Source organism: Pseudomonas ovata (assembly GCF_003131185.1).
Taxonomy (GTDB): Bacteria; Pseudomonadota; Gammaproteobacteria; order Pseudomonadales; family Pseudomonadaceae; genus Aquipseudomonas; species Aquipseudomonas ovata.
Map to the genome: position 1 here is coordinate 1 of NZ_QFFU01000016.1, position 25,866 is coordinate 25,866.

The following is a 25,866-nucleotide window of genomic DNA, read 5'->3' on the forward strand; positions in this document are numbered from 1 at the left end:
TGGGTGCGGCGCAGGCGCATGCGGCTGCCGTTGAGTCGCGGGCCAGCAGGCTATTGGGACAGACACCGTCCGGTAGGAGCCCGCTTGCCGGCGACCGAGTGCGTAGCGCTCGCAGAAATCTTGGAAACGCCACTATTTTTACGACTGCTACGCAGCCGGTCGCGGGCAAGCGCGCTCCTACGGGGGTCAGTCGCCGTATAGCGACTGGGTGCGGCGCAGGCGCATGCGGCTGCCGTTGAGGTGCAGGTACATGGCGGCACGCGCGGCATCGACGTTGCCCTGGGCGATGGCTTCGTAGATCTGCCGGTGTTCGGCATCGATGCCCTTGAGGTAGGCGGTGCGGTCGCTTTGACCGGTGTAGGCCGAGTTCATGCGGGTGCGCGGGATCAGCTTGGTGCCCAGGTGCTTCATGATGTCGATCAGGTAGGCATTGCCGCTGGCCTTGGCAATCTTCAGATGGAACTGGAAGTCGGCATTGATGGTGGTGCCGGATTTTTGCGGGCCTTCGAGCAGCGCCTCGAAGGCCCGCTTCAGTTCCAGCAACGCCTCGGGGCTGCGCCGCTGGGCGGCCATCCCGGCGGCTTCCACTTCCACGCTCAGGCGAAACTCCAGCAGATTGAGTACATCGGACAAGGTGGCGATGGTCGCCGGCCCCACGCTGAAGCCTTCCGGTGCCGGCATGTCGAGCACGAAGGTGCCGACCCCGTGCCGGGTCTCGACCAGACCGGCAGCCTGCAACCGCGACAGGGCATCACGCACCACGGTGCGACTGACACCTTCGGCTTCCATGATATGCACTTCCGAGGGCAGCTTTTCGCCGCGCTGCAGCACGCCGTCGCGCATGCGCTGGGCAAAGCGGTCGACCAGGGTTTCGGCCAGGCGTCGATGGTTTTTCTGCGCGGGAGCGGCGTTGTCGGACATTACAGCCTCATTCTTGTCGGATACCCGATTATAGGCCGCACAGAACGACAAACACACCCGCATCCCGGCGCGTCACGAGGTTATACTCAGCGCCCCACAGGACTTGACCATCGATATGGACCAACCATCCGCCGCTTCGGGCCGTCGCTCGAACCTGACCCAGCAGCTGGTCGCCGAGTTTTCCCGCAGGATTCGTGAAGGCGAGATCAAAAGCGGTGAAAAACTGCCCACCGAGCAGGCCATCATCCTTGAAACCGGTGTCAGCCGCACTGTGGTGCGTGAAGCCATGTCGCGCCTGCAGGCCGAGGGCCTGGTGGAAACCCGCCACGGCATCGGCACCTTCGTGGTCGATGCCGCACAAGCACGCAGCGCAACGCCCGACGAGCCAGCGGTCGGCACGCGCCACGACGCCGTGGCGGTGCTCGAACTGCGCCTGAGCCTGGAGCCGGAAGCCGCTGCCCTGGCCGCCCGGCGCCGCACCCCGGAACAACTGGAGGCCATCGCCCAGGCGTTGCAGCATTTGCAGGACTGCGCCCGGCAAGGCGTCGATACGGTACAGGCTGACTACCAGTTCCATCGCCATATTGCCCTGTGCACCGCCAATGGCTTTTTCACCGACGTGATGAACCAGTTGGGCAGCAGCATCCTGCCACGCATCGGCACCGGCTTCGGCAACCAGCCCGTGCTGGCGCATGCCGAAGACCCCGAGGCCCAGGCCCGCGAGCAGGCGCAGATCTTCACGGCCATCGTCCATCAGGACGGCGACGCGGCCCGCGCGGCCATGCGCCTGCACCTGATCAACTGCCTGCAGCGGCTGGACACAAACCGTTAGCGACTCGTGTGTCGATGGTTTACCATCGCCGCCGTCGGTTTCCGAGAGGAACTAACAGGGAATTCGCAGGCCGTGAAACGCCTGGTTTTGCCTGAGAAGTCGACGCGCGAAGGTGAGTCAAGGCGCAAAGCGGCGAGCAAGCGGAGTTTACTCAAGTAAATGAGCATTGCGATCCGGTTTGCAACGCAGCACCACCGATGCGCAGTCACCGCTCAGGTAAAAGCAAACGAAACTGCCCCCGCAACTGTAGGCATCGAGCCGCTTCATAGGCGCCACTGGGTTTCACCCCCGGGAAGGCTGGAGCAAGGCGCAGACGTGCCAGTCAGGAGACCTGCCGACCTGAATTTTTACTGACCGGCGGGGTGTCCGGGAAGGACATCCGCGCACGCCTTGCTGTCGTGTGTTCTGCCGAGGCCTGCCTGTCGGGTCGCGACCGCGATGTATTTCCTGCCTGTACACTGCGTCCCGCTTTCGTACGAAATGGAGATCGCCCTTTCATGCCGCCCCTGCTGTCGCTGCCGCGCCTGACCCTGCTGATGGTCACCCTGGGCTTTTGTGCCCAGAGCCTTGCCGCCCCCACCCGGTATCCGCTGACGATCGAGAACTGCGGCCTGCCGCTGACCTTCGCCAAGGCCCCGGACAAGGCGGTGACCATCGGCCAGGCCGGCACCGAGATGCTCTATGAACTGGGCCTGGGTGAACGCCTGGCCGGCACTTCACTGTGGTTCAACGACGTACTGCCGCGCTTCAAGGCCCAGAACGACAAGGTCGAGCGCCTGGCCGACAACGACCCAAGTTTCGAAGCAGTGATCGGCAAACGCCCGGGGCTGGTGGCCGTGCAACTGGAGTGGATGGTGGGCAAACAGGGCGTGGTCGGCACCCGCGAGCAGTTTCATGACCTGAAGATCCCGACCTACATCCTGCCTTCGGACTGTGAAGGCAAGGACAACCTGGTCGGCGCCGACGGTACGCGGCTGGAGCCGTTTCGCATCGACACCCTCTATAAAAGCGTCGAGCAACTGGCTCAGATCTTCGACGTCCAGGACCGTGGCCGTCAGGTGGTCGACGAACTGAAGGCGCGGCTGGCCAAGGCGCTGGCCAACGTCGACCGCAACAAGGCCAAAGACGTCTCGGCGGTGTTCTGGTTCTCCAGTGCCGACCTCGACATCGACCCGTATGTGGCCGGGCGCAAAGGCATTCCGGATTTCATGCTCAACAGCCTGGGGCTGCGCAACATCGTCACCTCCGATGAAGAGTGGCCGACCGTGGGCTGGGAAACCATTGCCAAGGCCAACCCGAACATCCTGGTCATCGCCCGCATGGACCGCCGCCGCTTTCCGGCTGACGACTACACGCGCAAACTGGCCTTCCTCAAGTCGGACCCGGTGACGCGCAACATGGACGCGGTCAAGAACGACCGCATCGTCATCATCGACGCCGACGCCATGCAGGCCAGCCTGCGCATGTTCACAGGTATCGAAGAGCTGGCCGACGCTGCTGACCGGTTCAACAAGGCCCCATGAGAGCCTGGGTGTTGGTGGGCCATGCCCTGTGGGTCAGCGTCGTGCTGGTACTGGCCGTGATCGCCGGCGCCGCCATCGGCGAAACCTGCATCAGCATGGAGGTGGTCGGGCAGATCCTGGCCAACAAGCTATGGGGCGCCGGTTTCCCGGTTGACCCCATCGACGAAGGCATCATCTGGAACTACCGCCTGACCCGTGCCATCGTCGCCGCCGCCTGCGGTGCCGGCCTTGCGCTGTCAGGGGTGGTGCTGCAATCGCTGCTGCGCAACCCGCTGGCAGAGCCATATTTGCTGGGTATTTCTGCCGGCGCCTCGACCGGTGCGGTGCTGGTCGCCCTGCTGGGCATCGGTGCCGGGGCGATTTCGCTGTCGGCCGGCGCATTCGCCGGCGCCATGGCCGCGTTTGCCATGGTCGCCCTGCTCGCCCGCTCTTCCCAAGGCTCAAGCGCGGCCGGGCATATCATTCTGGCGGGCATTGCCGGCTCACAACTGTTCAATGCCCTGACGTCGTTTCTGATCACCAAGTCGGCCAGCTCCGAGCAGGCACGCGGCATCATGTTCTGGCTGCTGGGCAACCTCAGCGGCGTGCGCTGGCATTCGGTGTGGCTGGCGGTGCCGGTGGTGCTGGCCGGCCTGCTGGTGTGCATGTGGCATCGCCGGGCGCTGGATGCGTTCATGTTCGGCAGCGACTCGGCCGCCTCGCTGGGCATTGCGGTACGCCGTGTGCAAGTACTGCTGATCACCTGCGCAGCGCTGATCACCGCCGTGATGGTGTCGATTGTCGGCTCCATCGGTTTTGTCGGTCTGGTGATCCCGCATGCCGTGCGCATGCTGGTCGGCGTGCGTCATACCCGGCTGGTGCCGGTCAGCGCCTTGTGCGGCGCGCTGTTTCTGATTGCCGCTGACGTGCTGTCGCGCACATTGATCAAGGGCCAGACCCTGCCGGTCGGGGTGATCACCGCGCTGATCGGCGCGCCGGTGTTCGCCCTGATCCTGATCCGGGGAAAAAGCCCGCGATGAATGCCTTTTCTCCCTTGCTCGATACCGCAGCGCTCGGTTGCACCGGGCTGACCCATATCGTCAAGGGCCAGGCCTTGCTGCAGGACGTCAGCCTCAGCGTGCGGCCCGGCGAAACCCTGGGCATTGTCGGCCCTAACGGTTCGGGCAAGTCCACACTGCTCAAGCTGCTGTCAGGTCTCCTGGCACCCAGCGCCGGCAGCGTGCACCTGGCCGGCCAGCCGCTGGCACAGATGAAGCGCCGTGACGTGGCCCGGCAACTGGCGGTGGTCGAGCAGCAGGCCGACACCAGCGACAGCATCACCGTGCGCGACGCCGTGGAGCTGGGTCGCACGCCCTGGCTGTCGGCGCTGGCACCCTGGAGCGGCGAGGACGATGAGATCGTGCGCCAGGCCTTGGTGGACGTCGACCTGCTGCACCTGCGCGAGCGTCACTGGCAGACCCTGTCCGGCGGCGAACGCCAGCGCGCGCATATTGCCCGCGCCCTGGCGCAACGGCCGCAGATCCTGCTGCTGGACGAACCCACCAACCACCTCGACATTCAGCATCAGTTGAGCATTCTCGGCCTGGTCAAGGCCTTGCCGGTCACCTGCGTGATCGCCCTGCACGACCTCAACCAGGCGCTGGAATGTGACCGTTTGGCCCTGCTCCACGGTGGGCGCCTGATTGCCTTGGGCCTGCCTCACGACGTGCTGACCCCCGAACGCCTGCTCAATGCCTTTGGCGTACACGGCCACTGGCTGACCGACCCGCTCGACGGCACGCGGCTGCTGCGCTTGCGCGCCTTGTAACACGACTTGCAACGTGTTCGCGAAATCCGGCCGTTGCGCAGTCAGCCTGCAATCGAAGGTGATGGCGCAATGAACCAGTCAGGGTGCAGCACAGGAAAATGTTCTTTCAGCCACTCCACAAAGGCTTCTACCTGAGGAGCAAGATGCGTTCTGCTTGGGTAAAGCACCGACACCAGGCGCGGCTGTGGACGATGGGAGCCGAGCACCTCGACCAGTTCTCCATTTGCCAGGAAGGTCTCAACGGCGATTCCTGGCGCCTGGACAATACCGAAGCCGGCAACACCACATTGAACGTAGGCATTTGACTCATTCACAGTGATGCCCCCGTGGGGCGTGTAAGGATGATCCTCGCCGTCCACCGAGAAATGCCAGGGAAGCGGCCTCTTACTCTGGCCGGAAAGGAAGCTGACACACCGATGATCGATCAGATCGTGCAGGGTCGCGGGTGCCCCACAGGCCTGGAGATACACCGGGGACGCACAGGTCACCATGATGACGGTGCCAATTTTTCTGGCCACCAGACTTGAATCTGGAAGGTCACCAATCCTGACGACGCAGTCGATGCCCTCGGCCACAAGATCCACCCTGCGGTCGGTCACCCCCAGCGCCAGCTCGATTTCGGGAAAAGCCTCTGTAAATCGCCTGAGGCTTTCCATGAAGCGGTGCTGGGAAAAGGCCGTGGGGATATCGATTCGAAGCCGTCCACGTAATGCTGATCCATTGCGATCAAACATGGTCGTCGTCTCTGCGATGTTCGCCAGGATTTCTTTGACGCGTTCGTAAAATCGCGCGCCCTGCGCAGTCAGTTTTACCTTGCGAGTCGTGCGCTGAAAGAGCCGAACTCCCAGCGAAGCTTCAAGGTCCTGAATGGTACGAGTGACGTGCGGGCGCCCTGTCTGCATGGCTTCTGCAACTTTGGTGAAGCTCTCCAGTTCCGCCAGCCTGGCGAATACCTGCATCGCCTGTAGAAGCTCCATCAGCCCTCCTCCAAGAAACCTGTCACTGCGATGATTGTTGCTTGCCAGCATAACAATGCTGTCGGTTCCTGCGCATTTATCCCGGCGGGGCAATCCAGAACAATGGGCGCTGACAGAGCGTTTCCTGCTCTGCACCTCAAAACGACTGGAGACGGAACATGAAAGCGTGGCTTCTGAACGATTTCGGACTGGATAACCTGGTACAGGGCGAGACACAGACCCCCGTGCCCCAAGCCGGTGAACTGCTGGTGAAAGTAGGCGCGGTATCGCTCAACTTCCGCGACAAGGCCATCGTTGACGGTATCTACGAACCTCACAAGGTGCCCAAGCCGCTGATCCCCGTCAGCGATGCGGCGGGGACTGTCGTGGCAGTGGGCGAAGGTGTCAGCCGATTCGCCGTTGGCGATCGGGTCAACTCACACCTGTATTCACGCTGGCTGGACGGCATGCCTGGGCCGGATGAACCCGACTACTGCTTCGGCTCGCCACTGCCGGGTGGCCTGGCGCAGTACATGGTCATTCATGAAGACAGCGCGGTACGCGTTCCTGACTACATGTCGGATGAGGAGGCCGCGACCCTTCCGATTGCGGCCCTGACAGCGTGGTATGCGCTCGTCGACTATGGTCAGGTCGAGGCCGGCCAGACCGTTCTGGTGCAGGGATCTGGAGGTGTTTCTGTTTTTGCGGCACAGATTGCCACTGCCTTGGGCGCCAGGGTCATCGTCACCTCCAGCCGTGATGCCAATCTGCAAGCGGTAAAAAAGCTGGGCGCGGTTGCTGGCGTGAACTATCGCACCACCCCTGAGTGGGCCGAGGAAGTCCTGAAGCTCACTGATGGCAAGGGCGTGGATCTGCTGCTGGACGTGGCAGGCGGTGACGGCATCAATCAATCGGTTGCCGCCACAAAGGCAGGTGGACGTATTGCGCAGATCGGCTTTCTGACAGGCCAGACCTCTGCCCTGAACCTGATGCCCATGATTTTTCGACAAACGACGATTCGCGGCATAGCCGTTGCTCCACGCTCGTCATTTGATCGAATGAACGACTTCCTCAATGAGCACAAGATTCGTCCGATCATCGATCATGTGTACCCGTTCGATCAGGCACGCGAGGCGTACGAACATCTGGCCAGGGGTGCCTTCGGTAAGGTCGTCATCAAAATCGCTCAGTAACGACCGCACCTCAATGCGACCGCGAACGCCGGACTTCGGCCCGCTGCAAGGTCGTGCTCGGGCTTTCGTCGAACTGCTTGCGGTACTCGCTGGAAAAGCGCCCCAGGTGGGTGAAGCCCCATTCCATGGCAATCGCCGAGATATTGCGGGTGCCCCGGTGCTCGAGGATTTCCTGGCGCACGCCGGTAAGACGGTACTTTTTCAGGTAGGCCATCGGCGAGAGTTCGATGTACTTGCGAAAGCCTTCGAACAGCTTGAAGCGTGATACGCCGCTGGCGGCCTCGATGTCCTCGACACACAGGTCTTCGCGGGCGTGGGCGTGAATGTAGTCCCTGGCGCGCACCAGGTAATGCGGCATGCGCACCCCGAGGGTGTCACGCAAGGCGTCGGAATAGTTATTGGGCTGGGCCAGGATCAGGCCCTTGACCAGAGCGTTTTCCAGGTCGCGACTGAACAGCAGGTGGTCGTACAGCTCGCCGCGTTCCATCTCCTCGATAAAGTGCCGAGCCATGCGCCACCAGGAAGCTGCGGCCCCGTTGACCGCGTCCATGCCGGCGGCGAAGCGCAAGGGCTCGCCGATCGGGCGCTGGAGCAAGTCTTCCAGGGTCTGGTTCATCGCCACCCGGCTGATCACCACCTGCAACTTGCGGCAGTCGCCGGCGATGCTCAGTTCCTGGGTTTCGTTGGGGGCAATGATCACCCCGTGCTCGGCGTCGGAGCGCAAGCGCTGGCCGCCCTTGTTCAATTCCTGCTCGCCGCACAGCGGCAGGCTGACGCTGTAGCTGTTGAAGCTGTCGAGGTCGGCGATGCCCACGGTGACATCGGTGCCGTACTCGACAATGCCCAGCGTGGTGGACATCGACTTGAGCACGTTGGCGCTGTGGCGAAACTGGATGCGCCCCGGGCTGCTGGCCTTGAGCTGGTGAGGGCCGCAGATATGCGACATCCAGGAACAGGCACCGGCCAGGTCGAAATGGTCGGCATGGATATCACGCAGGTGAGATTCAGGCTTGGAATTGATCATGGCACTCGTCATCAAGGCTGTTTCGCGGTTATCAGGTGTGCGCTCTGCGGCGCATCTGCCTGAACTCGATGCAAGCGTCAGGCCACGCCGACCCCGCGCAAACAAACCCGCACTTTGCGGATAGCAATCGCGCACTATCCGGATAGTGCGGGCGCCAGTGCCTTGAACCGGCGTTTACCCACTCGTCGCCGCCACCGCGCAATGCCCCGGAACAGAGCAGTCCTTGCCTCAAGGCATGGCAACGCCGCACGGGTGGCGAGCGCTTGACAACAACGTCTGAAAACCGTGTCTAGCGGCTGCACGGCCCAGAATCTGGGTAGTCCCGACACAGCCCTGTTACCGCTCAGAGGCCCAGCAGTTGCCTGGCCGCCAGGTACAACGGTGTGCCGGGCTCGCCCAGTTGCAGCACCACATCGAAATGATTGCGGCCCGGCGCCTTGACCCCTTGCCCTGACAAACCCTCGCGACACCAGGCGTCGAGATAGTCATGGGACTGGCGAGCAAACGCTTCGCTTTCAAGCGCGCCGTAGCTGATTTTCAGCGGTGTGTCGTGTGCTGGCAGGTGAAACTGCGGGCTGTTGCGCCGGGCCGACACTTCATCAAGATGCATCCAGGCATTGATATGGGTGGCCAGCAAGGGCTGCAGGTCGAACAGTCCACTGATCGGCAAGGCACCGTGCAGCACCGAGGGCGGTACGCCGTAGTCTTGATGCCAGCCGCCCGCCAGCAGCATGCCCACCAGATGCCCGCCGGCCGAACTGCCGCTGGCCACGATGCGCGCAGGGTCGCCGCCGAATTCGGCAATATGCCGATGGACCCAGGCCAGGGCGCGCCGGGTCTGGTCGACGATGTGATCCAGCGTCACGGCTGGCGCCAGGTCGTAATCGATCACCACCACACAGGCGCCCGCCTGGGTCAGCGCCGGCGCCATGAAGGCCGAGTCGGCCTTGGACAGGGCGCGCCAGTACCCGCCGTGAATGAACAACAGCACCGGCGCATCAGGCTGCGCGGCCGGAAAAACATCCAGCCGCTCACCACTGCCCGGGCCGTAGGCGACGTCCCTGATCACCGGCAAACTGGCGTGCGCGGCCTCGCTCAGGCTGCGGTACAACCGGGGATAGTGCTCATAGTCGGCCACGCTGGCGCGGGCGTTGTACTGCACATCGTAATAATCGTCGAGCGTGGCCATGGTCGTCTCCGCCTGAGTCCGGTGTCGATTAGGCCGCAAGCGGCGGGCCACGGCTATCCGCCAGGGTGTGCATGACTATCCGGATAGTTGAAGGACGGCAATGAAGAGGCGCACTGCATAGGCTAGAACTTGTTGATAATCACTCGCATAAATAGGTGATTGGCGTCGATCCACGTCCATCTGACCGGCAAAGGGTGCGGCGCACGGCCAGTACCTCTACAATGCGCGCTTTGCCCTGCGCCGGATCTCGCTCGTCATGTCCTTACCCAAGCACCACCTCGAACTGCTCAGCCCTGCCCGCGACGTCAGCATTGCCCGCGAGGCCATTTTGCATGGCGCCGATGCCGTGTACATTGGCGGGCCGAGCTTTGGCGCACGGCACAACGCCAGTAACGAGGTCAGCGAGATTGCCGAGCTGGTGAAGTTCGCCCGCCGCTACCATGCGCGGATCTTCACCACCCTCAACACCATCCTGCACGATGATGAGCTGGAGCCGGCGCGCAAGATGATTCACCAGCTCTACGATGCCGGTGTCGATGCCCTGATCGTGCAGGACCTGGGGGTCATGGAGCTGGACATTCCGCCCATCGAGCTGCATGCCAGCACCCAGACCGACATCCGCACCCTGGCGCGGGCGCAGTTTCTCGACCAGGCCGGCTTCTCGCAACTGGTCCTGGCTCGCGAGCTGAACCTGGAGCAGATCCGCGAGATCGCCGACGGCACCGACGCCGCTGTCGAGTTCTTCATTCATGGCGCGCTGTGCGTGGCCTTCTCCGGGCAGTGCAACATTTCCCATGCGCACACCGGGCGCAGCGCCAACCGCGGCGACTGCTCCCAGGCCTGCCGCCTGCCCTACACGCTCAAGGACGACCAGGGCCGTGTGGTGGCGTTCGAAAAGCACCTGCTGTCGATGAAGGACAACAACCAGAGTGCCAACCTGCGGGCGCTGGTCGAGGCCGGTGTGCGTTCGTTCAAGATCGAGGGCCGCTACAAGGATGTGAGCTATGTGAAGAACATCACCGCTTACTACCGTCAGCGCCTGGACGAAATCCTCAACGATCGCCCGGACCTGGCCCGCGCTTCCAGCGGCCACACCGCGCACTTTTTCGTGCCTGATCCGGAAAAGACCTTTCACCGTGGCAGCACTGACTATTTCGTGTCCGACCGCAAGATCGACATCGGTGCCTTCGACACCCCGACCTTCACCGGCCTGCCGGTGGGCACCGTCGAGAAGGTCAACAAGCGCGACCTGATCGCCGTGACCCATGAGCCACTGTCCAACGGCGACGGCCTCAACGTGCAGGTAAAGCGTGAAGTGGTCGGCTTTCGCGCCAACATCGCCGAGCTCAAGGGTGAGTTCGAAGAAGACGGCGAGAAGCGCTGGCGCTACCGGGTCGAACCCAACGAGATGCCGGCTGCCCTGGCCAGCGTGCGCCCCAACCAGCCGCTAAGCCGCAACCTGGACCATAACTGGCAGCAAGCGCTGGCCCGCACCTCGGCCGAGCGCCGTATCGGCATCCAGTGGAAGGCGCAGCTGCGTGAAGAGCGTCTGAGCCTGTGTGCCACCAGCGAGGAAGGCGTCAGTGCCACGGTCACGCTGGAAGGCCCGTTCGGCACGGCGAACAAACCCGAGCAGGCGCTGGAACAGTTGCGTGACCTGCTGACCCAGCTGGGCACCACGATCTACCATGCCCAGGACGTGAAGCTTGACGCCCCACAAGCCTTCTTCATCCCCAACTCGCAGCTCAAGGCCCTGCGCCGCGAAGCCATCGAGGCCCTGGAAACCGCGCGCCTTGCAGCCCATCCACGGGGTGGTCGCAAGGCCGAGACCAGCCCGCCGCCGGTCTACCCTGAGTCGCACCTGTCGTTCCTGGCCAACGTGTACAACCAGAAGGCGCGTGATTTCTATCATCGTCATGGCGTGCAGTTGATCGATGCGGCCTACGAGGCCCACGAAGAAACCGGTGACGTGCCGGTGATGATCACCAAGCATTGCCTGCGCTTCTCGTTCAACCTGTGCCCCAAGCAGGCCAAGGGCGTGACCGGCGTACGCACCAAGGTGGCCCCGATGCAACTGGTGCATGGTGATGAAGTGCTGACCCTGACCTTCGATTGCAAGCCATGCGAGATGCATGTGGTGGGCAAGATGAAGGGCCATATCCTCGACCTGCCGCTGCCGGGCAGCGACAAGGCCGGGATCGTCGGGCATATCAGCCCTGAAGACCTGCTCAAGACCGTCAAGCGCCACGCCCCGCATTGATGTAGCCAGCCTGGGCCTCGGCCCTACGCTTCAAGCTCACGAATCTCGGCTTCGATATTGCGCCGCGCCGGGGCCTCCCAGCGCGCCCTGCCCGGCTCGGTGGTGAAGATCACCGGACGCTGGAGAAATTTCTTCAACACTGCCGCTCGGCCGGGGCGGTAAAGCGCGTCTGGAAAACGCCCGTATTCACGCCGCACCGCTTCGGTGTAGGTCCGGTAAGCCGGCGCGTCGGCGCCCAGGATCGACAGGTCGATGTCCACCAGCAGCCGCTGATCATGGGTGCTGGCCGGCTGCCGGTGATCAGTGGCCATGATCAGGTCGATCACTGCCTGGCGGCAGTGATCGAGTCCTGCGCAGGCCAGCACCTCGCCTGCCAGATCGGCGCTGCGCGCTTCGTTGTCCTGGCGGCTCGGGTCGTAGATCGCGTCGTGGTACCAGATGGCCAATTCCACTTGCAGCGGCGCTTCGGCAAGGTCGCGCAGTTCATCGAAGCCTTGCAGGCAGGCCAGGATATGCGTGGCGTTGTGGTAATGCCGACCCGGCTCAGCGTACAGCGTGCGCAGTTGCTCGAAACGCTCAGGTGCCGGTGGCGCGCCCAATGCCGTCCATAGACGCTGCCAGCGCTCGTGTTGCAGTTCACTGTTCATCCAGCACTTTCTCCATATGGGTGGTCTGCCACACCGGGTCGCTTTCGACGTCAACGGTTACAAAACCGTGCTTTTCCCAGAAGCGAATGGCGCCCGGCAGAAACGGGTGAGTGTGCAGGTACAGCACGTCGACCGCATCGGCCCGCGCCTGCTCGCAGATGACCTCAAACAGCCGGCCGGCCAGGCCGGCGCTGCGCCACGCAGGGTCGACGAACAGGCGCACGATTTCCACGGTCTTGCGGCCCTGGTAATCGAGCTGCGCAAAACGATGATCGTACGGCAGGTAGCCGAGGGCGGCGACAATCTGCCCGTGCACTTTGGCAATCAGGAAATGGCCATCGGCATCATTGAGGTAGACCTGCTCGAAACCGGCCAGGTCGGCGGGCAGTACATCGGGGTCGAGCATGGGAAAGATCTGCGCCCGGGCGTGCATCACGAACGCAAGAATCGCGGCGATGTCCGCGGGACGTGCAGGGTTAATCTGCGGGATCGATTCGGGCATTGATTGAGTTCACCAGTCTGAAACACAAGATTAATAGACCTGTTCATGCACAGATTTACAGCCTTATGGACCGTTGCGCACCATTTAAAGGCAACCTTGCATCAACCTGAAACCTTGACCAATGCCTGCAAACGCCCGGTTTACAAGGCTTTGCGCAAGCTGGCACAAGCTCTGCATTGCTGTTGCCAACCCCGCCCTTCGTGTGGCCGGGCTGCCCCGGCCGATCGACGCTGATCGCCACTCTTGCCCAGGCATGTGCCGGCAGAGGCCAAAGGGCACCAGGTGCATCCGGCAACGACGCCCCGATGACACCCTATAACCAGAACAGGCAAAGGCGCCTGGAACCGAAAGGTTCCGGGCGCCTTTTTTTTGCTTCACAAAACCTGATTGGCCTAGGCCGGGACGTGCTATGAACTCCACAGTCTTGACTCACAACGATGTAAAAACACTGATCGTCATCGGCAATGGCATGGTCGGTCATCATTGCGTCGAGCAGTTGATTGCGGGCGGCGCACTTGAACGCTATCGCATCCATGTCTTCGGCGAAGAAGCGCAGCGGGCCTATGACCGCGTGCACTTGTCGGAATACTTTGGCGGCCGCGATGCCGAATCCCTGGCCATGAGTGCCGCAGCGCTCTACGAGCAGCCCGGCCTGAGCCTGCACCTGGGCGTGCCGGTGCTGGAGATCGACCGCAGCCGTCGCGAAGTCATCACCGCCCACGGCAGCTTTGCCTACGACAAGCTGGTGCTGGCCACCGGTTCCTACCCGTTCGTGCCGCCCATCGAAGGCGCCGAGGGCGACTCGCGCCTGGTGTACCGCACCCTGGCCGACCTGGACACCATCCGCGCTGCCGCCGCCAAGGCGCGCCGAGGCGTGGTGGTCGGCGGTGGCCTGCTGGGCCTGGAAGCGGCCAATGCGCTCAAGTCCCTGGGGCTGGAAGCCCATGTGGTGGAGTTCGCCCCACGCCTGATGCCGGTGCAGCTCGATGAACTCGGCGGCGCAGCCCTCAAGGCCCGTATCGAAGCCCTGGGCGTCGGCGTGCACCTGTCGCGCGCCACTCAGTCGATCAGCGCCGGCAGCGAATACCGTTACCGCATGAACTTTGCCGGCGACGAATTCCTGGAAACCGACCTGATCGTCTTCTCTGCCGGCATTCGCCCGCAAGACGCCCTGGCGCGCCAGTGCGAGCTGGAGCTGGGCCCGCGTGGCGGGGTCAACATCAATGAACACTGCCTCACCAGCGATGCCGATATCTTCGCCATCGGTGAGTGTGCGGCCTGGAATGGCAGTGTGTTCGGCCTGGTCGCACCCGGCTACCAGATGGCCCGCAGCGTGGCGGCGCAATTATGCGAACAGGATGCCGAGTCGTTCTTCGGCGCTGACATGTCGACCAAGCTCAAGCTGCTGGGCGTGGATGTCGGCTCCATCGGCGACGCCCACGGCGCCCTGGCCGGTGCGGTCAGCTACCGCTACATCGACGAAGCCACTGCCAGCTACCGTCGTCTTGTCGTCTCGGCCGATGGCAAGCAGGTGCTGGGCGCGGTGCTGGTGGGTGACAACAGCTACTACGACACCCTGCTGCAATACGCCCAGAACGGCATCGCCCTGCCCGCTGACCCGGCCAGCCTGATCCTGCCGCACAGCGACGGCGCCCCGGCGCTGGGCGCCGACGCCCTGCCCGCCACGGCAACCATCTGCTCGTGCCACAACGTCAGCAAGGGTTCGATCTGCGCCGCCATCGACGGCGGCTGCACGGACCTGGCCGGTATCAAGGCCTGCACCAAGGCGGCCACCGGATGCGGCGGCTGCGCGGCCCTGCTCAAGCAGGTGTTCGAACATGAACTGATTGCCCGTGGGGTGAGCGTCGACAAGAGCCTGTGCGAGCACTTCGCCTACACCCGCCAGGAGCTGTATTCGATCGTGCGGGTCGAGAACATCGAAAGCTTCGACGAACTGCTGCATCACCATGGCAAGGGCGAACAGGGCTGCGACATCTGCAAGCCGGCGGTGGGTTCGATCCTGGCGTCGTGCTGGAACCGGCCGATCACCGACCCGTTGCTGATCCCGTTGCAGGACACCAATGACACCTTCATGGCCAATATGCAGAAGAACGGCACCTACTCGGTGGTGCCGCGCATTCCCGGCGGTGAAGTGACGCCAGACGGCTTGATCGCCATCGGCGCGGTGGCCAAGAAATATGACCTGTACACCAAGATCACCGGCGGCCAGCGCATCGACCTGTTCGGCGCGCAACTGCACGAGCTGCCGGACATCTGGAGCGAACTGATCGCCGCCGGCTTCGAGACCGGCCATGCCTACGGCAAGTCGACCCGCACGGTGAAATCCTGCGTGGGCAGCACCTGGTGCCGCTATGGCGTGCAAGACAGCGTGGCCATGGCCTTGCGCATCGAGGATCGCTACAAGGGCCTGCGCTCACCGCACAAGCTCAAGTTCGCGGTCAGCGGCTGCACCCGCGAGTGCGCCGAGGCGCAGAGCAAGGACGTGGGCATCATCGCCACCGAGAACGGCTGGAACCTGTACGTCTCCGGCAACGGCGGCATGCGCCCGCGCCACGCCGAGCTGTTCGCCACCGACCTGGATGACGAGACGCTGATCCGCTACATCGACCGCTTCCTGATGCTTTACATCCGCACCGCCGACAAACTGCAACGCACCTCGGTATGGCGCGAGTCGCTCGAAGGCGGCCTGGATTACCTCAAGGCGGTGATCATCGACGACAGCCTGGGCCTGGCCGCCGAGCTTGAGTCGCAAATGCAACTGGTGGTCGACCGCTATGAATGCGAATGGGCCAACGCCCTGAAGGACCCGGAAAAACTCAAGCGCTTCCGCACCTTCGTCAACGACAAGCGCCAGGACCCGGACGTGCACTTTGTGCGTGAGCGCGAGCAGCGTCGCCCGGCACGCGCCGATGAACTCAACCTGATTCCCCTGTTCAAGGAGGTGGTGTAATGAGCCAGACCCACGAAGCGTATGCCGAACACGCCCAGACCGCCGCCCTGCACTGGCAAACCCTGTGCGAGCGCCAGGACCTGGTCGCCAACTCCGGCGTGGTGGCCTGGTTCAACGACCGCCAGGTGGCGCTGTTCTACCTGCCAGGTCAGGAACAGGCCCTGTATGCGATGGACAACCGTGACCCGAAGTCAGGCGCCAATGTGATCGGCCGTGGCCTGCTGGGCAAGCTGGGCGACGACCTGGTGATTGCCTCGCCGCTGTATAAGCAGCATTTCCGTTTGCACGACGGCAGCTGCCTGGAATACCCCGAGCAAAAGCTGGAAGTGTGGCCGGTGCGCTTGAATGGCGAGTGGGTCGAGATTGCCGCACGTTGACCGCGCCACGCTGCAGACCGGTTGCGTCAACCCTGGGTCTGCCTGGCCAGTGCGCAGGCCAGGCTGGGCGCCAGGGGCAGCATAGGCAGCAACACGGCCTGATAGGCGTGGTACAGGTCCGGCTTGCCGGGCCAGATCTCGGCGCTGGGGCGGTTGCTCGCGTCGAGTTCATGGCGCCAGCTGCCGTGCTCGCGGTCGATGAAACAGGTGTCATTAAAATCCCAGAAGCGTCGATACCAGGTTTCATAGACCGGCTCGCCGGTGCGCTGCAACAGCGCGCCGGCCGCCGCCACCGCTTCGCAGTGGGTCCAGTGCAAGCGCTGGCGAATCACCGGCTGGCGCTCGTTGTCCAGGGTATAGACGATGCCCGGCGCCCCATCGACCTCCCAAGCATGCCGGCAGGCGCTGTCGAACAGTTCACCGGCCTGTTTGAGCAGCCAGCCTGGCGCATTGCAGCGAGACTCCAGCAGCGCCGCCTCCAGATGCAACAGCAGCCGTGCCCACTCGAAGCCGTGGCCTGGGGTGGTGCCATAGGGACGAAACGGGTCGGCGGGGTTATCAAGGTTGTAGTCCGGCAGTGGCTCCCAGTGCTGGCTGAAATGCTCCACCACCTGAAAGTCATTGGCCGCCGCGTGCTGGTGGATCAGCCGCTCGGTGATGCGCAGCCCGCGCTCCAGCCAACGACTGTCGCCGCTGACATCGGCCAGCGCCAGAAAGGCTTCAAGGCCATGCATGTTGCTGTTGGCGCCGCGATACGCCTCTTCGATCTGCCAGTCACGGGAGAACGACTCGCGCAGCACGCCCTCTTCTTCACTCCAGAACCGCTCAAGCATGACGCTTGTCGCTTCTTCGAGCAGCGCCCTGGCCGCCGGCCGTCCGGCCACCACGGCAGAGCTGGCCGCCAGTGCCACGAAGGCATGCAGGTACGCCTGCTTGTCGGTGCCACCGCCTTCGTCCAGCGGCGCATCGAACCAGCCGCCATGCTCGGCATCACGCAGCGGCCCCGACAGGGCGGCCAAGCCATGGTCGATCAGTTCGGAAAACCCCGGAATGCCCTGGATATGCGCCAGGGCAAAGCAATGCACCAGGCGGGAGGTATTGAGGGTCTGGGCCCGCGCACCCACGCGCAGCCGGCCATAGGTGTCCAGGTCGCCGAACCCCTGTTCCAGCCTGGCGGCCCTGGCGAACGCCAGCAGGCGTGCGCCTTCCTGGTCAAGCCACTGGCGATGGCGCGGTGCATGCAGCCAGCTGCGGGTGACCTGCGGGGTAAGATGCTTGTCCATGACGCACTGCCCTCTTGAACCTGACCATGATCAGGCTGCCCAAGGCCGTCCTGACCGACCGTGGCGATAATGCGCGCCAAGGCCGGCCATGGGCAAGCGGTGTATCGGTCAGACCTTGAAGCGCGCCACCACCTGATTCAGATCGCCCGCCAGGCGCGACAGCTCGTTGCTGGAGGCGCTGATCTGGTTGGCGCCCTGGGTCGACTGCATCGACAGGTCGCGAATATTGACAATGTTGCGGTCCACTTCCCGCGCCACCTGGGCCTGCTCTTCGGCGGCGCTGGCAATGACCAGATTGCGCTCAGAGATCTGATTGATAGAGCGGGTGATCTCGCTCAGCGATTCACCGGCGCCACGGGCCATTTCCAGGGTGGAGCCGGCGCGGTCGCGGCTGGTCTGCATCGACTCCAGGGCCTGGGCCGAGCCGTTGCGCATGGCATTGACCATGGCGTCGATCTCCAGGGTCGACTGCTGGGTGCGGTGCGCCAGGGCCCGCACTTCGTCGGCGACCACGGCAAAGCCACGCCCGGACTCGCCGGCCCGCGCCGCCTCGATGGCGGCGTTGAGCGCCAGCAGGTTGGTCTGTTCGGCGATCGAACGGATGACATCCAGTACCTTGCCAATGTCCTGGGACTGGTTGGCCAGGCTCTGCACCAGCGTCGAGGTGGCCTGCACGTTATCGGTCAACGTCTGGATCGACTGCACGGTGTCCAGCACGCGCTGCTGGCCAGCCTTGGCCGAGGTGCTGGAATGGTTGGAGGCGTCAGAGGTCGATACGGCGTTGCGCGCCACTTCTTCGACCGCTGAAGTCATCTCGTTGACGGCCGTGGCCGCCTGGTCGATCTCGGCATTCTGCTGGTGCAGTCCGCGGTAGCTGTCTTCGGTGACCGAATTGAGCTCGGTGGCCGCCGAGGCCAGTTGCGTGGCCGAGCTGCCGATATGACGCATGGCTTCGCGCAGGTTGTTCTGCATCTGTTGCAAAGCCCGTTGCAGGCGGGTGACTTCATCTTCGCCCTGGACATGAATGTCATGGGTCAGGTCGCCACTGGCCACATGCTCGGCGGCGCGCACGGCACTTTCAAGCGGGCGCACAATGCTGCGGGTCAGCCACAGTGCCAGCCCGATGGTGGCCAGCGCGGCCAAGAGTACAAATGCCATCACAATCAAGCGCGAATGATCGTATTGGGTGGCGGCCGCCAGGCCTTCGGCCTCGATGCGCTTGGCATAGAAATCACCCAGGTCGGACAGTTGCTTGCCCGAGCCATCGACGATCTGCTTCATGTCGACCAACAGCAGTTTGATCAGCCCGGCGTTATCCTTCTGCGCCGCGAGCACGAACGAGCGCTCCAGACCACTGCGGTACTCGGCCAGGGTGGTGCGGAACTGATCGGCCAGCACTTTTTCTTCAGGGGTATCGATGAATCTGTCGAGAATGACCAGCTTGCCATCCAGGTCCTTGAGACGGGTGTCCATCTGCCCCTTGTAGGTGGCCACGTTGGCCGGATCCGGGTCCAGGGCCATGCGCAGGGAAATGGTGCGGATGCGCAGCATGATTTCGCGAATGTCACTGACCACCCGCATGCTCGGCACCCAGTTGGTTTCAACGGCGACTTCGCTTTCACGGATGGTCTGCATCTGAGCCAGCGCAAACCAGCCCAGTACAGCCACAAGCAGGGAGATCAAGGTAAAGCCCAGACCCGCACGGCGGGCGATGGTCAGGTTGCGTAGGTTCATGGCTACGGCTCTTTCTTATAAGGTGGCGGATCGAAACGAGGTTGTCGTACAACCCCACCACCCTATCGGCCTCTGCTCAGACTTCTTGAGGGCCATAGCCCTCATTTATCCACCCGCATGCGCTTTTGCTGTAGCGGCCGGGCGGCGATCCGCTTCAGCCGCGAAGGGTCATGAATCGGCGGTGCCTGGTTCGCGACTGAAGTCGGTCCTACCGGCCGCCAGGTCCCACAGCCGGGCCAGGTCACGGGCGCGGTCATGCAACAAGGCAGCGGCGTGTCGGCAGGCCTCGTCCAGGGTCAGCGGACCGTTGGCCAATGCGAAAGCGGCGTGGATACCGTGTGCGTACAACTGCTCGTAGCCTTCGCCCAAGGTGCCGGCCAGGACGATCACCGGCACCTTATGACGGGCGGCAAAACGGGCCACACCCAACGGCGTCTTGCCGCGCAGGGTCTGGGCATCGAAGCGGCCTTCGCCGGTGATCACCAGGTCCGCACCAACCAGCGCCTGTTCAAGCCCGGTCAGTTCCGCGACCACTTCGACGCCGGGGCGGAAGGTGGCGTGCAAGAAGGCCTTGGCCGCAAAGCCCATGCCGCCGGCTGCGCCGCTGCCGGGGTTGTCACGCACGTCGGTCCCCAGCACTTGGGCGCAGTGATCGGCCAGATGATCCAGGGCGGCATCCAGCGCCAGCACTTGCTCAGGCGTTGCGCCTTTCTGCGGGCCAAAGGTGTACGACGCGCCGTGCGGACCACACAACGGGTTGTCGACGTCGGCGGCAATTTCAAATCGCACCTGCGCCAGGCGCGCATCCAGCCCGCTCAGGTCGATACGCGCTAGCTGCGCCAAGGCCAGGCCGCCAGGCGCCAAAGGCGCGTCATCAGCGTCCAGGAAACGCACCCCCAGCGCGGCGAGCATGCCGCTGCCGCCGTCGTTGGTCGCACTGCCGCCAATGGCCAGGATCACCCGCTGCGCGCCCGCGTCCAAGGCACTGGCAATCAGTTCACCGGTACCCAACGTGCTGGTGACGCAGGCATCGCGCTGTTCGCGGCTCAGCAGTTGCAGGCCGCTGGCAGTGGCCATCTCGATAATGGCCGTGCGGCTTTCGGCCAACCAGCCCCAGTGCGCTTCGACCGGTTCGCCCAGCGGGCCTTGTACCTGGGCCGTGCGCAACTGGCCGTTGCAGGCCTGCAACACTGATTCGACCGTGCCCTCGCCGCCGTCGGCCATCGGGCACAGGCGCAGCTCGGCCTCGGGCCAGACGTCGCTCAGGCCGCTGGCGATGGCCTGGGCGACGGCTTGCGCGCTGAGGCTGTCCTTGAACGAGTCGGGGGCAATGACGATTTTCATGATGCATCTCCTCTTCTTGTGCCCGCATGTTCGCATCCGCACCAGGGCTTTACGCCGGGCCGTCGCACAATGCCAGTCATCGCCTGTCGTTCATTTGCACAGACCAGGCGTGACGTGCCGCCCCAGGTACAGCCGCAACAGGTCGTCGCTGCGGTACGGGTTGCAACCGGTGAGTTCGGCGATCTTTTCCAGGCGATAGCGCAGGCTGTTGCGATGAATGCCCAGGGCCTCGGCGCACACCTGGCTTTCGCCGCTGTGCTCGAACCAGCGATCCAGGGTTTCCACTAACTGGGGGTGCTCGTGCAGGCGCGTGATGGAGCCGGCAATGTCCTGCGCCAGCCAGTCGTGGCGATGACGCCAGAACAGCACCGGCAGGCGCAGGTCCTGCAAGTGCAGCAGGCGCTGCGCCGGGCGGATATGGCTGGCGTAGTCGAGCAGGTCCAGGGTGGCAGCACAGGCCTGGCGCAACCCTGGCAGGCTCGACGAAGCTTCGGCGGTGGCCATGCGCAGGATCGGCCAGCCCTGGGCGGTGGCCTGTTCAAGCAAGTGAGCGTCGTCGTAACCACGTTCAGGGGTACGCTCGTGGCTGCGCTCACGCTCGACCGTCCGGCACCAGTACAACAGGGTCGGCTCGCGCAACAGGCACCAACTTTGCGGGTAGCGGCTGCTGAGCCGCATGACCAGCGGGTGACTCATGTCCAGCGGCTCGCTCAGGCGCATCAGCACCGCCTGGCGCGGCTGCTGCGGTTGCAGGCCCAGGTGCAGGGCTTCGTCGACCAGGCTGTCGGGGCAGTCGCCCCACAGCAGGCGCGCCAGCAATTCTTCGCCGCGTTGCCGGCGCCATTGCCGGTCGGCCTGCTGGCGGCGCTGCTCCATGAGCATCTCGGCAGTCATCTTGACCAGCTCGCCGTACACACGCACCTGCTCGGGGTCGCCGGTGATGCCCAGCACGCCGATCAATTGATGATCCAGCATCAAGGGCAGGTTCACACCCGGCCTGACCCCGCCCAGGCGACTGGCAGCCAGGGCGTCGATTTCCACCACCTGACAGGTCGCCAGCACTTCCTGAGCCCCCTCATGACGGGTGCTCAGGCGCCCGGCATCACCGCTGCCGATGATGATGCCCAAGTAATCCATGACATTGACGTTGTAAGGCAGGATTGCCATGGCACGGTCGACGATGTCCTGGGCCAGGGCGCGATCAAGGGCGAACATGGCAGTCTCCTGCGGCAGGATCGGCATGCCGATACATTTTGTTGAAGTTATGAGGCCCGGAGTGTGCCTGAAAGTGGAGCCTCGCGCGAAGCGCGTGGCACAGTGCCGGGTGCCCTGGTCATTGAAGGTCTTGAACGTGCCCCGCTACCGCCTGCTTGCTGTCTTATGCGCCCTCCCCCTGCAAGCCTGTGCCTGGAAAACCGGCGATGTGCAGCCGCACACCGGCTTTTCCGGCTACCGGCAACAGACACTGGAGTGGCTGCAGAACCACCGTGTTTTCCAGACCGACAACCGCGATGCCGAGCTGGCCTGGAACGCGCCGCAGGAGTGGCGCCCGGCCGGTACGCCCAGGGCCGGCGTGTTGCTGGTGCACGGGCTTGGCGATTCGCCCTGGTCGTTTCATGACATCGGCCGCACCCTGGCCGATCAGGGTTATCTGGTGCGTACTGTGCTGCTGCCCGGCCATGGCACACGTCCCGAAGACATGCTGGAGGTGACGCTGGAGCAGTGGCAACAGGTGGTGCGCGAGCAGGCCGCGCAACTGGCCCGCGATGTACCCAAGGTGTATCTGGGCGGGTTTTCCACCGGGGCCAATCTGGTGCTCGACTATGCCTACGAGCACGATGACGTCGCCGGGTTGTTGCTGTTTTCGCCAGCGTTTCGCTCCGACAGCGCCTATGTATGGCTGACGCCGTGGATCGGCTGGGCCAGACCCTGGCTGGCCGAACCCAACGACGGCGTGCGGCCCATGCAGACCCCGGTGCGCTACCTGAACGTGCCCACCAACGGCTTTGCCCAGTTTCACCTCAGCAGCGTGTTGGCGCGCCAGCGACTGGTCGAAAAGCCTTATGCCAAGCCGGTATTCGTAGCGCTGACCGAGCATGACTCGGTGCTCGATACCGGATTTGTACTGGACAGCTTCAACGCGCGCTTCACCCACCCGGCCAGCCGGCTGGTGTGGTACGGCAGCGATCCGGACAGCACTGCCGCGCATCCACGGGTGCTGGTGCGCGAGGATTATCTGCCCGAACAGCAGATCAGCCAGTTTTCCCACATGGGCCTGTTGTTCTCGCCCGACAACCCGCTGTACGGTCCCAACGGCAGCCAGCGCATCTGCTGGAACGGCCAGGAAGCAACCGATATGGCCCGCTGCGTCGCCGGCGAGCCGGTGTGGTACTCGGACTGGGGCTACCGCGCCGCCGGCAAGGTGCATGCACGGCTGACCTTCAACCCGTATTACCCGTGGCAAGCACAAGTGATGCTCGGCGTGATGGAGGCCCAGTAGGAGCGCGCTTGCCCGCGACCGGCTGCGTTAGCAGTCGTAAAATTGATGAAACGCTGCAAATTTAAGATCTGAAAACCTGCGAAATGCTGAAAATTTACGATCTGAAAATCTGCGAAACGCTGCAAATTTACGACTGCTAACGCAGCCGGTCGCGGGCAGAGCGCGCTCCTACCCTGGCGCCATGTCTGTCATGCGACGCGGGGTTTTTACAAAGGCACCAGGCGTTCGCGGCTGTTGCTCAGGTGAGTCCACATCGCGGCGCGGGCGGCGTCGGGGTCTTTGCGGCGGATGGCGCTGAGCAGCGCTTCATGTTCCAGGTTGGCCAGGTAGCCGTGGGGCGCCAGGTTGCTGCCGCCGCGCTCGTTGGTGTCGAGGCGAGCGCGCGGGATCACTGCACTGCCCAAGTGCTGCATGATTTCCAGAAAGTAAGGGTTGCCGGTGGCCTCGGCGATCAGCATGTGAAAGCGCTTATCGGCCTCGACACAGCTGTCATGGCTGGCCAGCAGATCCTGGTAGTCGTCCAGCGCCTGGCGCATGGCCGCCAGTTGCTCGTCAGTACGGCGCAACGCCGCCAGGGCCACGGCCTGGGTTTCCAGGCCAATGCGCAATTCAATGATGTCGCGCACCCGTGAGGCGGTCTCGACCTTCAGGCGCAGGCCGGTCTGGTGCTGGCGCTCCAGCACGAAGGTGCCCTTGCCCTGGTGGGTGACCACCAGCCCCGACGCCTGCAGCTTGGAAATGGCCTCGCGCACCACCGTGCGGCTGACGCCGTGCTCGCGCACGATTTCATTTTCCGAAGGCAGCTTGTGACCCGGCGCGATCTTGCCCAGCAGAATGCGCTGGCTCAATTCGGTCACAAGGTCAGTGGCCAGATTGTGTTGCCGGCGCTTGGGGGCGGCTTTCGAGGATTCTTGCATGACGATTATCCAGACACAGGTTGTCTTTTTTCACACACCAACCGGCCATCAGGTATACGCAGCAAAGGGCCGGGAACCTGAGCAATGCAGCGGATCATAGCACCTGCCGCGGCGTGGTGACTTGTCAGACAGGCTTTCAACTTGTCTAACTTGTAATACAAGCAAGAATGGATGAATTTCACCTCCAGGATCAACAAACACCAGGTAAAAAATAAATAAAACCTTATAAATCAATATATTAAAAAACAAAAATTCATTCATACGCACTTTTGGGTTACGCATCCGATGATTCCTATCGCTAACCCTCTTGCAGCAGCATCAATAACTTGTATGATAACCGACAAAGAAAACGGCAACCTGTTTAAACCTGCATGACATAGGGGTCCCTCCTGAGCCCCCGTCAGCCACTGAAGACCCGAAATCGCTTCGCCCCACCGAGCCAGACAAAAAAGACTTGATAATAAGGACCCGACCATGACTCAACAGACCGCTCATACCACCGGCAAGACGCCTGTCATCACCAGCCTGCAGGTCGTTCCCGTGGCGGGCCATGACGACATGCTGCTCAACCTGAGCGGTGCCCATGGCCCTTACTTTACGCGCAATATCCTGATTCTCAAGGACAGCGCCGGTAACACGGGCGTCGGCGAGGTGCCCGGCGGCGAGGCGATCCGCCAGACCCTGGAAGACGCCCGCACCCTGGTGGTCGGCCACGGCATCGGCAGCTACCAGAAGATGCTCAACGACGCGCGCAAGGCCTTCGCCGAACGCGACTCGGCCGGCCGCGGCCTGCAGACCTTCGACCTGCGCATCGCCATTCATGCGGTCACCGCCCTGGAAGCTGCCCTGCTCGACCTGCTCGGCCAGCACCTGGAAGTGCCGGTGGCCGCCCTGCTCGGTGAAGGCCAGCAGCGCGACGCCGTGGAGATGCTCGGCTACCTGTTCTACGTCGGTGACCAGGACCAGACCGATCTGCCCTACCGTCGCGAGCAGGAAGCGGACAACGAATGGTTCCGCATTCGTCATGAAAAGGCCCTGACCCCTGAAGCGGTGGTCCGCCTGGCCGAAGCGGCGCGTGACCGCTATGGCTTCAAGGACTTCAAGCTCAAGGGCGGCGTGCTGCGCGGTGACGAGGAGATCGAAGCGGTCACCGCACTGGCCGAGCGCTTTCCCGACGCACGCATCACCCTGGACCCCAACGGCGCCTGGTCATTGAAGGAAGCCGTGCGTCTGTGCCGCGACCAGCACCATGTACTGGCCTATGCCGAAGACCCATGCGGCGCCGAAAACGGTTATTCCGGTCGCGAAGTCATGGCCGAGTTCCGCCGCGCCACCGGCCTGCGCACCGCCACCAACATGATCGCCACCGACTGGCGCCAGATGGGCCACACCATCCAGTTGCAATCGGTGGACATCCCTCTGGCCGACCCGCACTTCTGGACCATGCAGGGTTCGGTGCGCGTGGCGCAGATGTGCAACGAGTGGGGCCTGACCTGGGGTTCGCATTCCAATAACCACTTCGACATTTCGCTGGCGATGTTCACCCATGTCGGCGCTGCCGCACCGGGCGAGATCACCGCGCTGGACACCCACTGGATCTGGCAGGACGGCCAGCGCCTGACCAAGGAGCCGTTGCGCATTGTCGAGGGCAAGGTGCATGTGCCGAACAAGCCGGGCCTGGGCGTCGAACTGGACATGGACCAGGTCAACAAGGCCCACGAGCTTTACAAAGGCATGGGCCTGGGCGCCCGCGACGACGCCGCCGCCATGCAGTTTCTGATTCCAAACTGGACGTTCAACAACAAGCAGCCATGCCTGGTGCGTTGATCGACCCGAATCACCTGTAAACCTGGCCACTTCTTGCTGGCGACCGGCGCGCAACCCCC

At 63.4% G+C, this 25,866-nt stretch carries 22 protein-coding genes, 1 pseudogene and 1 riboswitch; of the genes and pseudogenes, 10 read left to right on the forward strand and 13 right to left on the reverse strand.

Features of this window, described 5'->3' with window-relative positions:
* Positions 1 to 186: 186 nt before the first annotated feature.
* Positions 187 to 921 (reverse strand): FadR/GntR family transcriptional regulator, encoded by a 735-nt coding sequence (locus DGA31_RS19305; protein ID WP_056837172.1) that lies wholly within the window; start codon positions 919 to 921, stop codon positions 187 to 189.
* A gap of 115 nt (positions 922 to 1,036) precedes the next feature.
* Between DGA31_RS19305 and DGA31_RS19310 the strand changes: the two genes are divergently transcribed.
* The 4 genes from DGA31_RS19310 (at position 1,037) to DGA31_RS19325 (ending at position 5,083) form a co-directional block, all read left to right on the forward strand.
* On the forward strand, positions 1,037 to 1,753 hold the full coding sequence (locus DGA31_RS19310; RefSeq protein ID WP_056837170.1) for a FadR/GntR family transcriptional regulator: 717 nt from the start codon (positions 1,037 to 1,039) through the stop codon (positions 1,751 to 1,753).
* Positions 1,754 to 1,771: 18 nt separating this feature from the next.
* Positions 1,772 to 2,106: riboswitch (cobalamin riboswitch) on the forward strand.
* 156 nt (positions 2,107 to 2,262) lie between these two features.
* Positions 2,263 to 3,276, forward strand: a complete 1,014-nt coding sequence (locus DGA31_RS19315; protein WP_109513706.1) for an ABC transporter substrate-binding protein — start codon at positions 2,263 to 2,265, stop codon at positions 3,274 to 3,276.
* Positions 3,273 to 4,295 (forward strand): FecCD family ABC transporter permease, encoded by a 1,023-nt coding sequence (locus tag DGA31_RS19320; protein WP_109513644.1) that lies wholly within the window; start codon positions 3,273 to 3,275, stop codon positions 4,293 to 4,295. The genes DGA31_RS19315 and DGA31_RS19320 overlap by 4 nt, the downstream gene beginning before the upstream one ends.
* The gene (locus DGA31_RS19325) at positions 4,292 to 5,083 is read left to right on the forward strand and encodes an ABC transporter ATP-binding protein (RefSeq protein WP_109513645.1); all 792 of its coding nucleotides are present in this window, start codon (positions 4,292 to 4,294) and stop codon (positions 5,081 to 5,083) included. Before DGA31_RS19320 ends, DGA31_RS19325 begins: the two co-directional genes overlap by 4 nt.
* 41 nt (positions 5,084 to 5,124) lie before the next feature.
* Here the strand turns inward: DGA31_RS19325 and DGA31_RS19330 are convergent, their stop codons facing one another.
* Positions 5,125 to 6,042, reverse strand: coding sequence for a LysR family transcriptional regulator (locus DGA31_RS19330; protein ID WP_109513707.1), 918 nt, complete (start codon positions 6,040 to 6,042; stop codon positions 5,125 to 5,127).
* Positions 6,043 to 6,218: 176 nt separating this feature from the next.
* Between DGA31_RS19330 and DGA31_RS19335 the strand changes: the two genes are divergently transcribed.
* Complete coding sequence (locus DGA31_RS19335; protein WP_109513646.1) at positions 6,219 to 7,232, forward strand: zinc-dependent alcohol dehydrogenase family protein; 1,014 nt, start codon at positions 6,219 to 6,221, stop codon at positions 7,230 to 7,232.
* A gap of 10 nt (positions 7,233 to 7,242) precedes the next feature.
* Here the strand turns inward: DGA31_RS19335 and DGA31_RS19340 are convergent, their stop codons facing one another.
* Both DGA31_RS19340 and DGA31_RS19345 read right to left on the reverse strand, forming a co-directional pair.
* Complete coding sequence (locus tag DGA31_RS19340) at positions 7,243 to 8,256, reverse strand: AraC family transcriptional regulator (protein WP_193551523.1); 1,014 nt, start codon at positions 8,254 to 8,256, stop codon at positions 7,243 to 7,245.
* Between the two features lie 343 nt (positions 8,257 to 8,599).
* Complete coding sequence (locus tag DGA31_RS19345) at positions 8,600 to 9,445, reverse strand: alpha/beta hydrolase (RefSeq protein ID WP_109513647.1); 846 nt, start codon at positions 9,443 to 9,445, stop codon at positions 8,600 to 8,602.
* A 256-nt stretch (positions 9,446 to 9,701) separates the two neighbouring features.
* On the opposite strand from DGA31_RS19345, the gene DGA31_RS19350 reads away from it, so the two are divergent.
* The gene (locus DGA31_RS19350) at positions 9,702 to 11,705 is read left to right on the forward strand and encodes a peptidase U32 family protein (protein ID WP_109513648.1); all 2,004 of its coding nucleotides are present in this window, start codon (positions 9,702 to 9,704) and stop codon (positions 11,703 to 11,705) included.
* Positions 11,706 to 11,728: 23 nt separating this feature from the next.
* Here the strand turns inward: DGA31_RS19350 and DGA31_RS19355 are convergent, their stop codons facing one another.
* Positions 11,729 to 12,352 carry an HD domain-containing protein gene (locus DGA31_RS19355; RefSeq protein WP_109513649.1) on the reverse strand — a complete coding sequence of 208 codons (624 nt, stop codon included), beginning with the start codon at positions 12,350 to 12,352 and terminating at the stop codon, positions 11,729 to 11,731.
* Positions 12,342 to 12,854, reverse strand: coding sequence for a GNAT family N-acetyltransferase (locus DGA31_RS19360; RefSeq protein ID WP_109513650.1), 513 nt, complete (start codon positions 12,852 to 12,854; stop codon positions 12,342 to 12,344). The genes DGA31_RS19355 and DGA31_RS19360 overlap by 11 nt, the downstream gene beginning before the upstream one ends.
* A 409-nt stretch (positions 12,855 to 13,263) precedes the next feature.
* Between DGA31_RS19360 and nirB the strand changes: the two genes are divergently transcribed.
* Together nirB and nirD are read left to right on the forward strand one after the other, a co-directional pair.
* Positions 13,264 to 15,825 carry a nitrite reductase large subunit NirB gene (gene nirB / locus DGA31_RS19365; protein ID WP_109513651.1) on the forward strand — a complete coding sequence of 854 codons (2,562 nt, stop codon included), beginning with the start codon at positions 13,264 to 13,266 and terminating at the stop codon, positions 15,823 to 15,825.
* A complete protein-coding gene (gene nirD / locus DGA31_RS19370; protein ID WP_109513652.1) occupies positions 15,825 to 16,202 on the forward strand; it encodes a nitrite reductase small subunit NirD in 378 nt (125 codons plus the stop codon). Before nirB ends, nirD begins: the two co-directional genes overlap by 1 nt.
* Before the next feature lie 26 nt (positions 16,203 to 16,228).
* Here nirD and DGA31_RS19375 read toward each other — a convergent pair whose 3' ends face one another.
* From DGA31_RS19375 to DGA31_RS19390, 5 genes and pseudogenes are all read right to left on the reverse strand, one after another.
* Positions 16,229 to 17,485: a D-mannose isomerase gene (locus DGA31_RS19375; RefSeq protein WP_056837147.1), complete on the reverse strand. Its 1,257-nt coding sequence runs from the start codon at positions 17,483 to 17,485 to the stop codon at positions 16,229 to 16,231.
* A 108-nt stretch (positions 17,486 to 17,593) separates the two neighbouring features.
* Entirely contained in the window at positions 17,594 to 18,457 is an 864-nt protein-coding gene (locus DGA31_RS30845; protein WP_421957988.1) for a methyl-accepting chemotaxis protein, read from the reverse strand.
* Positions 18,449 to 19,219, reverse strand: a pseudogene (locus DGA31_RS30850) (MCP four helix bundle domain-containing protein); the annotation flags it as partial. The gene DGA31_RS30845 and the pseudogene DGA31_RS30850, both read right to left, overlap by 9 nt.
* 168 nt (positions 19,220 to 19,387) lie before the next feature.
* Complete coding sequence (locus DGA31_RS19385; RefSeq protein ID WP_109513654.1) at positions 19,388 to 20,563, reverse strand: glycerate kinase; 1,176 nt, start codon at positions 20,561 to 20,563, stop codon at positions 19,388 to 19,390.
* Positions 20,564 to 20,653: 90 nt separating this feature from the next.
* Positions 20,654 to 21,778, reverse strand: a complete 1,125-nt coding sequence (locus tag DGA31_RS19390) for a CdaR family transcriptional regulator (protein WP_109513709.1) — start codon at positions 21,776 to 21,778, stop codon at positions 20,654 to 20,656.
* Positions 21,779 to 21,956: 178 nt separating this feature from the next.
* Between DGA31_RS19390 and DGA31_RS19395 the strand changes: the two genes are divergently transcribed.
* Positions 21,957 to 23,063: an alpha/beta hydrolase gene (locus DGA31_RS19395; protein ID WP_241509622.1), complete on the forward strand. Its 1,107-nt coding sequence runs from the start codon at positions 21,957 to 21,959 to the stop codon at positions 23,061 to 23,063.
* A 206-nt stretch (positions 23,064 to 23,269) separates the two neighbouring features.
* Here the strand turns inward: DGA31_RS19395 and DGA31_RS19400 are convergent, their stop codons facing one another.
* Complete coding sequence (locus tag DGA31_RS19400) at positions 23,270 to 23,980, reverse strand: FadR/GntR family transcriptional regulator (RefSeq protein WP_056837139.1); 711 nt, start codon at positions 23,978 to 23,980, stop codon at positions 23,270 to 23,272.
* A gap of 48 nt (positions 23,981 to 24,028) precedes the next feature.
* Positions 24,029 to 24,262 (reverse strand): hypothetical protein, encoded by a 234-nt coding sequence (locus DGA31_RS29665; protein WP_152035061.1) that lies wholly within the window; start codon positions 24,260 to 24,262, stop codon positions 24,029 to 24,031.
* Between the two features lie 192 nt (positions 24,263 to 24,454).
* Here DGA31_RS29665 and gudD point away from each other — a divergent pair, with 192 nt between their 5' ends.
* A complete protein-coding gene (gene gudD / locus DGA31_RS19405; RefSeq protein WP_056837137.1) occupies positions 24,455 to 25,807 on the forward strand; it encodes a glucarate dehydratase in 1,353 nt (450 codons plus the stop codon).
* The last annotated feature ends 59 nt before the right edge of the window (positions 25,808 to 25,866 follow it).

Excerpts from the sequence above, each read along its gene's own strand:
- DGA31_RS30845 (WP_421957988.1), bottom strand. The coding sequence starts at position 18,457 with ATGCAGAACAACCTGCGCGAAGCCATGCGTCATATCGGCAGCTCGGCC.
- DGA31_RS19350 (WP_109513648.1), top strand. The coding sequence starts at position 9,702 with ATGTCCTTACCCAAGCACCACCTCGAACTGCTCAGCCCTGCCCGCGAC.
- DGA31_RS19325 (WP_109513645.1), top strand. The coding sequence starts at position 4,292 with ATGAATGCCTTTTCTCCCTTGCTCGATACCGCAGCGCTCGGTTGCACC.
- DGA31_RS19390 (WP_109513709.1), bottom strand. The coding sequence starts at position 21,778 with ATGTTCGCCCTTGATCGCGCCCTGGCCCAGGACATCGTCGACCGTGCC.
- DGA31_RS19355 (WP_109513649.1), bottom strand. The coding sequence starts at position 12,352 with ATGAACAGTGAACTGCAACACGAGCGCTGGCAGCGTCTATGGACGGCA.
- DGA31_RS19345 (WP_109513647.1), bottom strand. The coding sequence starts at position 9,445 with ATGGCCACGCTCGACGATTATTACGATGTGCAGTACAACGCCCGCGCC.
- nirD (WP_109513652.1), top strand. The coding sequence starts at position 15,825 with ATGAGCCAGACCCACGAAGCGTATGCCGAACACGCCCAGACCGCCGCC.
- gudD (WP_056837137.1), top strand. The coding sequence starts at position 24,455 with ATGACTCAACAGACCGCTCATACCACCGGCAAGACGCCTGTCATCACC.
- DGA31_RS19375 (WP_056837147.1), bottom strand. The coding sequence starts at position 17,485 with ATGGACAAGCATCTTACCCCGCAGGTCACCCGCAGCTGGCTGCATGCA.
- DGA31_RS29665 (WP_152035061.1), bottom strand. The coding sequence starts at position 24,262 with ATGCGTAACCCAAAAGTGCGTATGAATGAATTTTTGTTTTTTAATATA.
- DGA31_RS19340 (WP_193551523.1), bottom strand. The coding sequence starts at position 8,256 with ATGATCAATTCCAAGCCTGAATCTCACCTGCGTGATATCCATGCCGAC.
- DGA31_RS19360 (WP_109513650.1), bottom strand. The coding sequence starts at position 12,854 with ATGCCCGAATCGATCCCGCAGATTAACCCTGCACGTCCCGCGGACATC.
- DGA31_RS19400 (WP_056837139.1), bottom strand. The coding sequence starts at position 23,980 with ATGCAAGAATCCTCGAAAGCCGCCCCCAAGCGCCGGCAACACAATCTG.
- DGA31_RS19335 (WP_109513646.1), top strand. The coding sequence starts at position 6,219 with ATGAAAGCGTGGCTTCTGAACGATTTCGGACTGGATAACCTGGTACAG.
- DGA31_RS19320 (WP_109513644.1), top strand. The coding sequence starts at position 3,273 with ATGAGAGCCTGGGTGTTGGTGGGCCATGCCCTGTGGGTCAGCGTCGTG.
- DGA31_RS19305 (WP_056837172.1), bottom strand. The coding sequence starts at position 921 with ATGTCCGACAACGCCGCTCCCGCGCAGAAAAACCATCGACGCCTGGCC.
- nirB (WP_109513651.1), top strand. The coding sequence starts at position 13,264 with ATGAACTCCACAGTCTTGACTCACAACGATGTAAAAACACTGATCGTC.
- DGA31_RS19385 (WP_109513654.1), bottom strand. The coding sequence starts at position 20,563 with ATGAAAATCGTCATTGCCCCCGACTCGTTCAAGGACAGCCTCAGCGCG.
- DGA31_RS19310 (WP_056837170.1), top strand. The coding sequence starts at position 1,037 with ATGGACCAACCATCCGCCGCTTCGGGCCGTCGCTCGAACCTGACCCAG.
- DGA31_RS19330 (WP_109513707.1), bottom strand. The coding sequence starts at position 6,042 with ATGCAGGTATTCGCCAGGCTGGCGGAACTGGAGAGCTTCACCAAAGTT.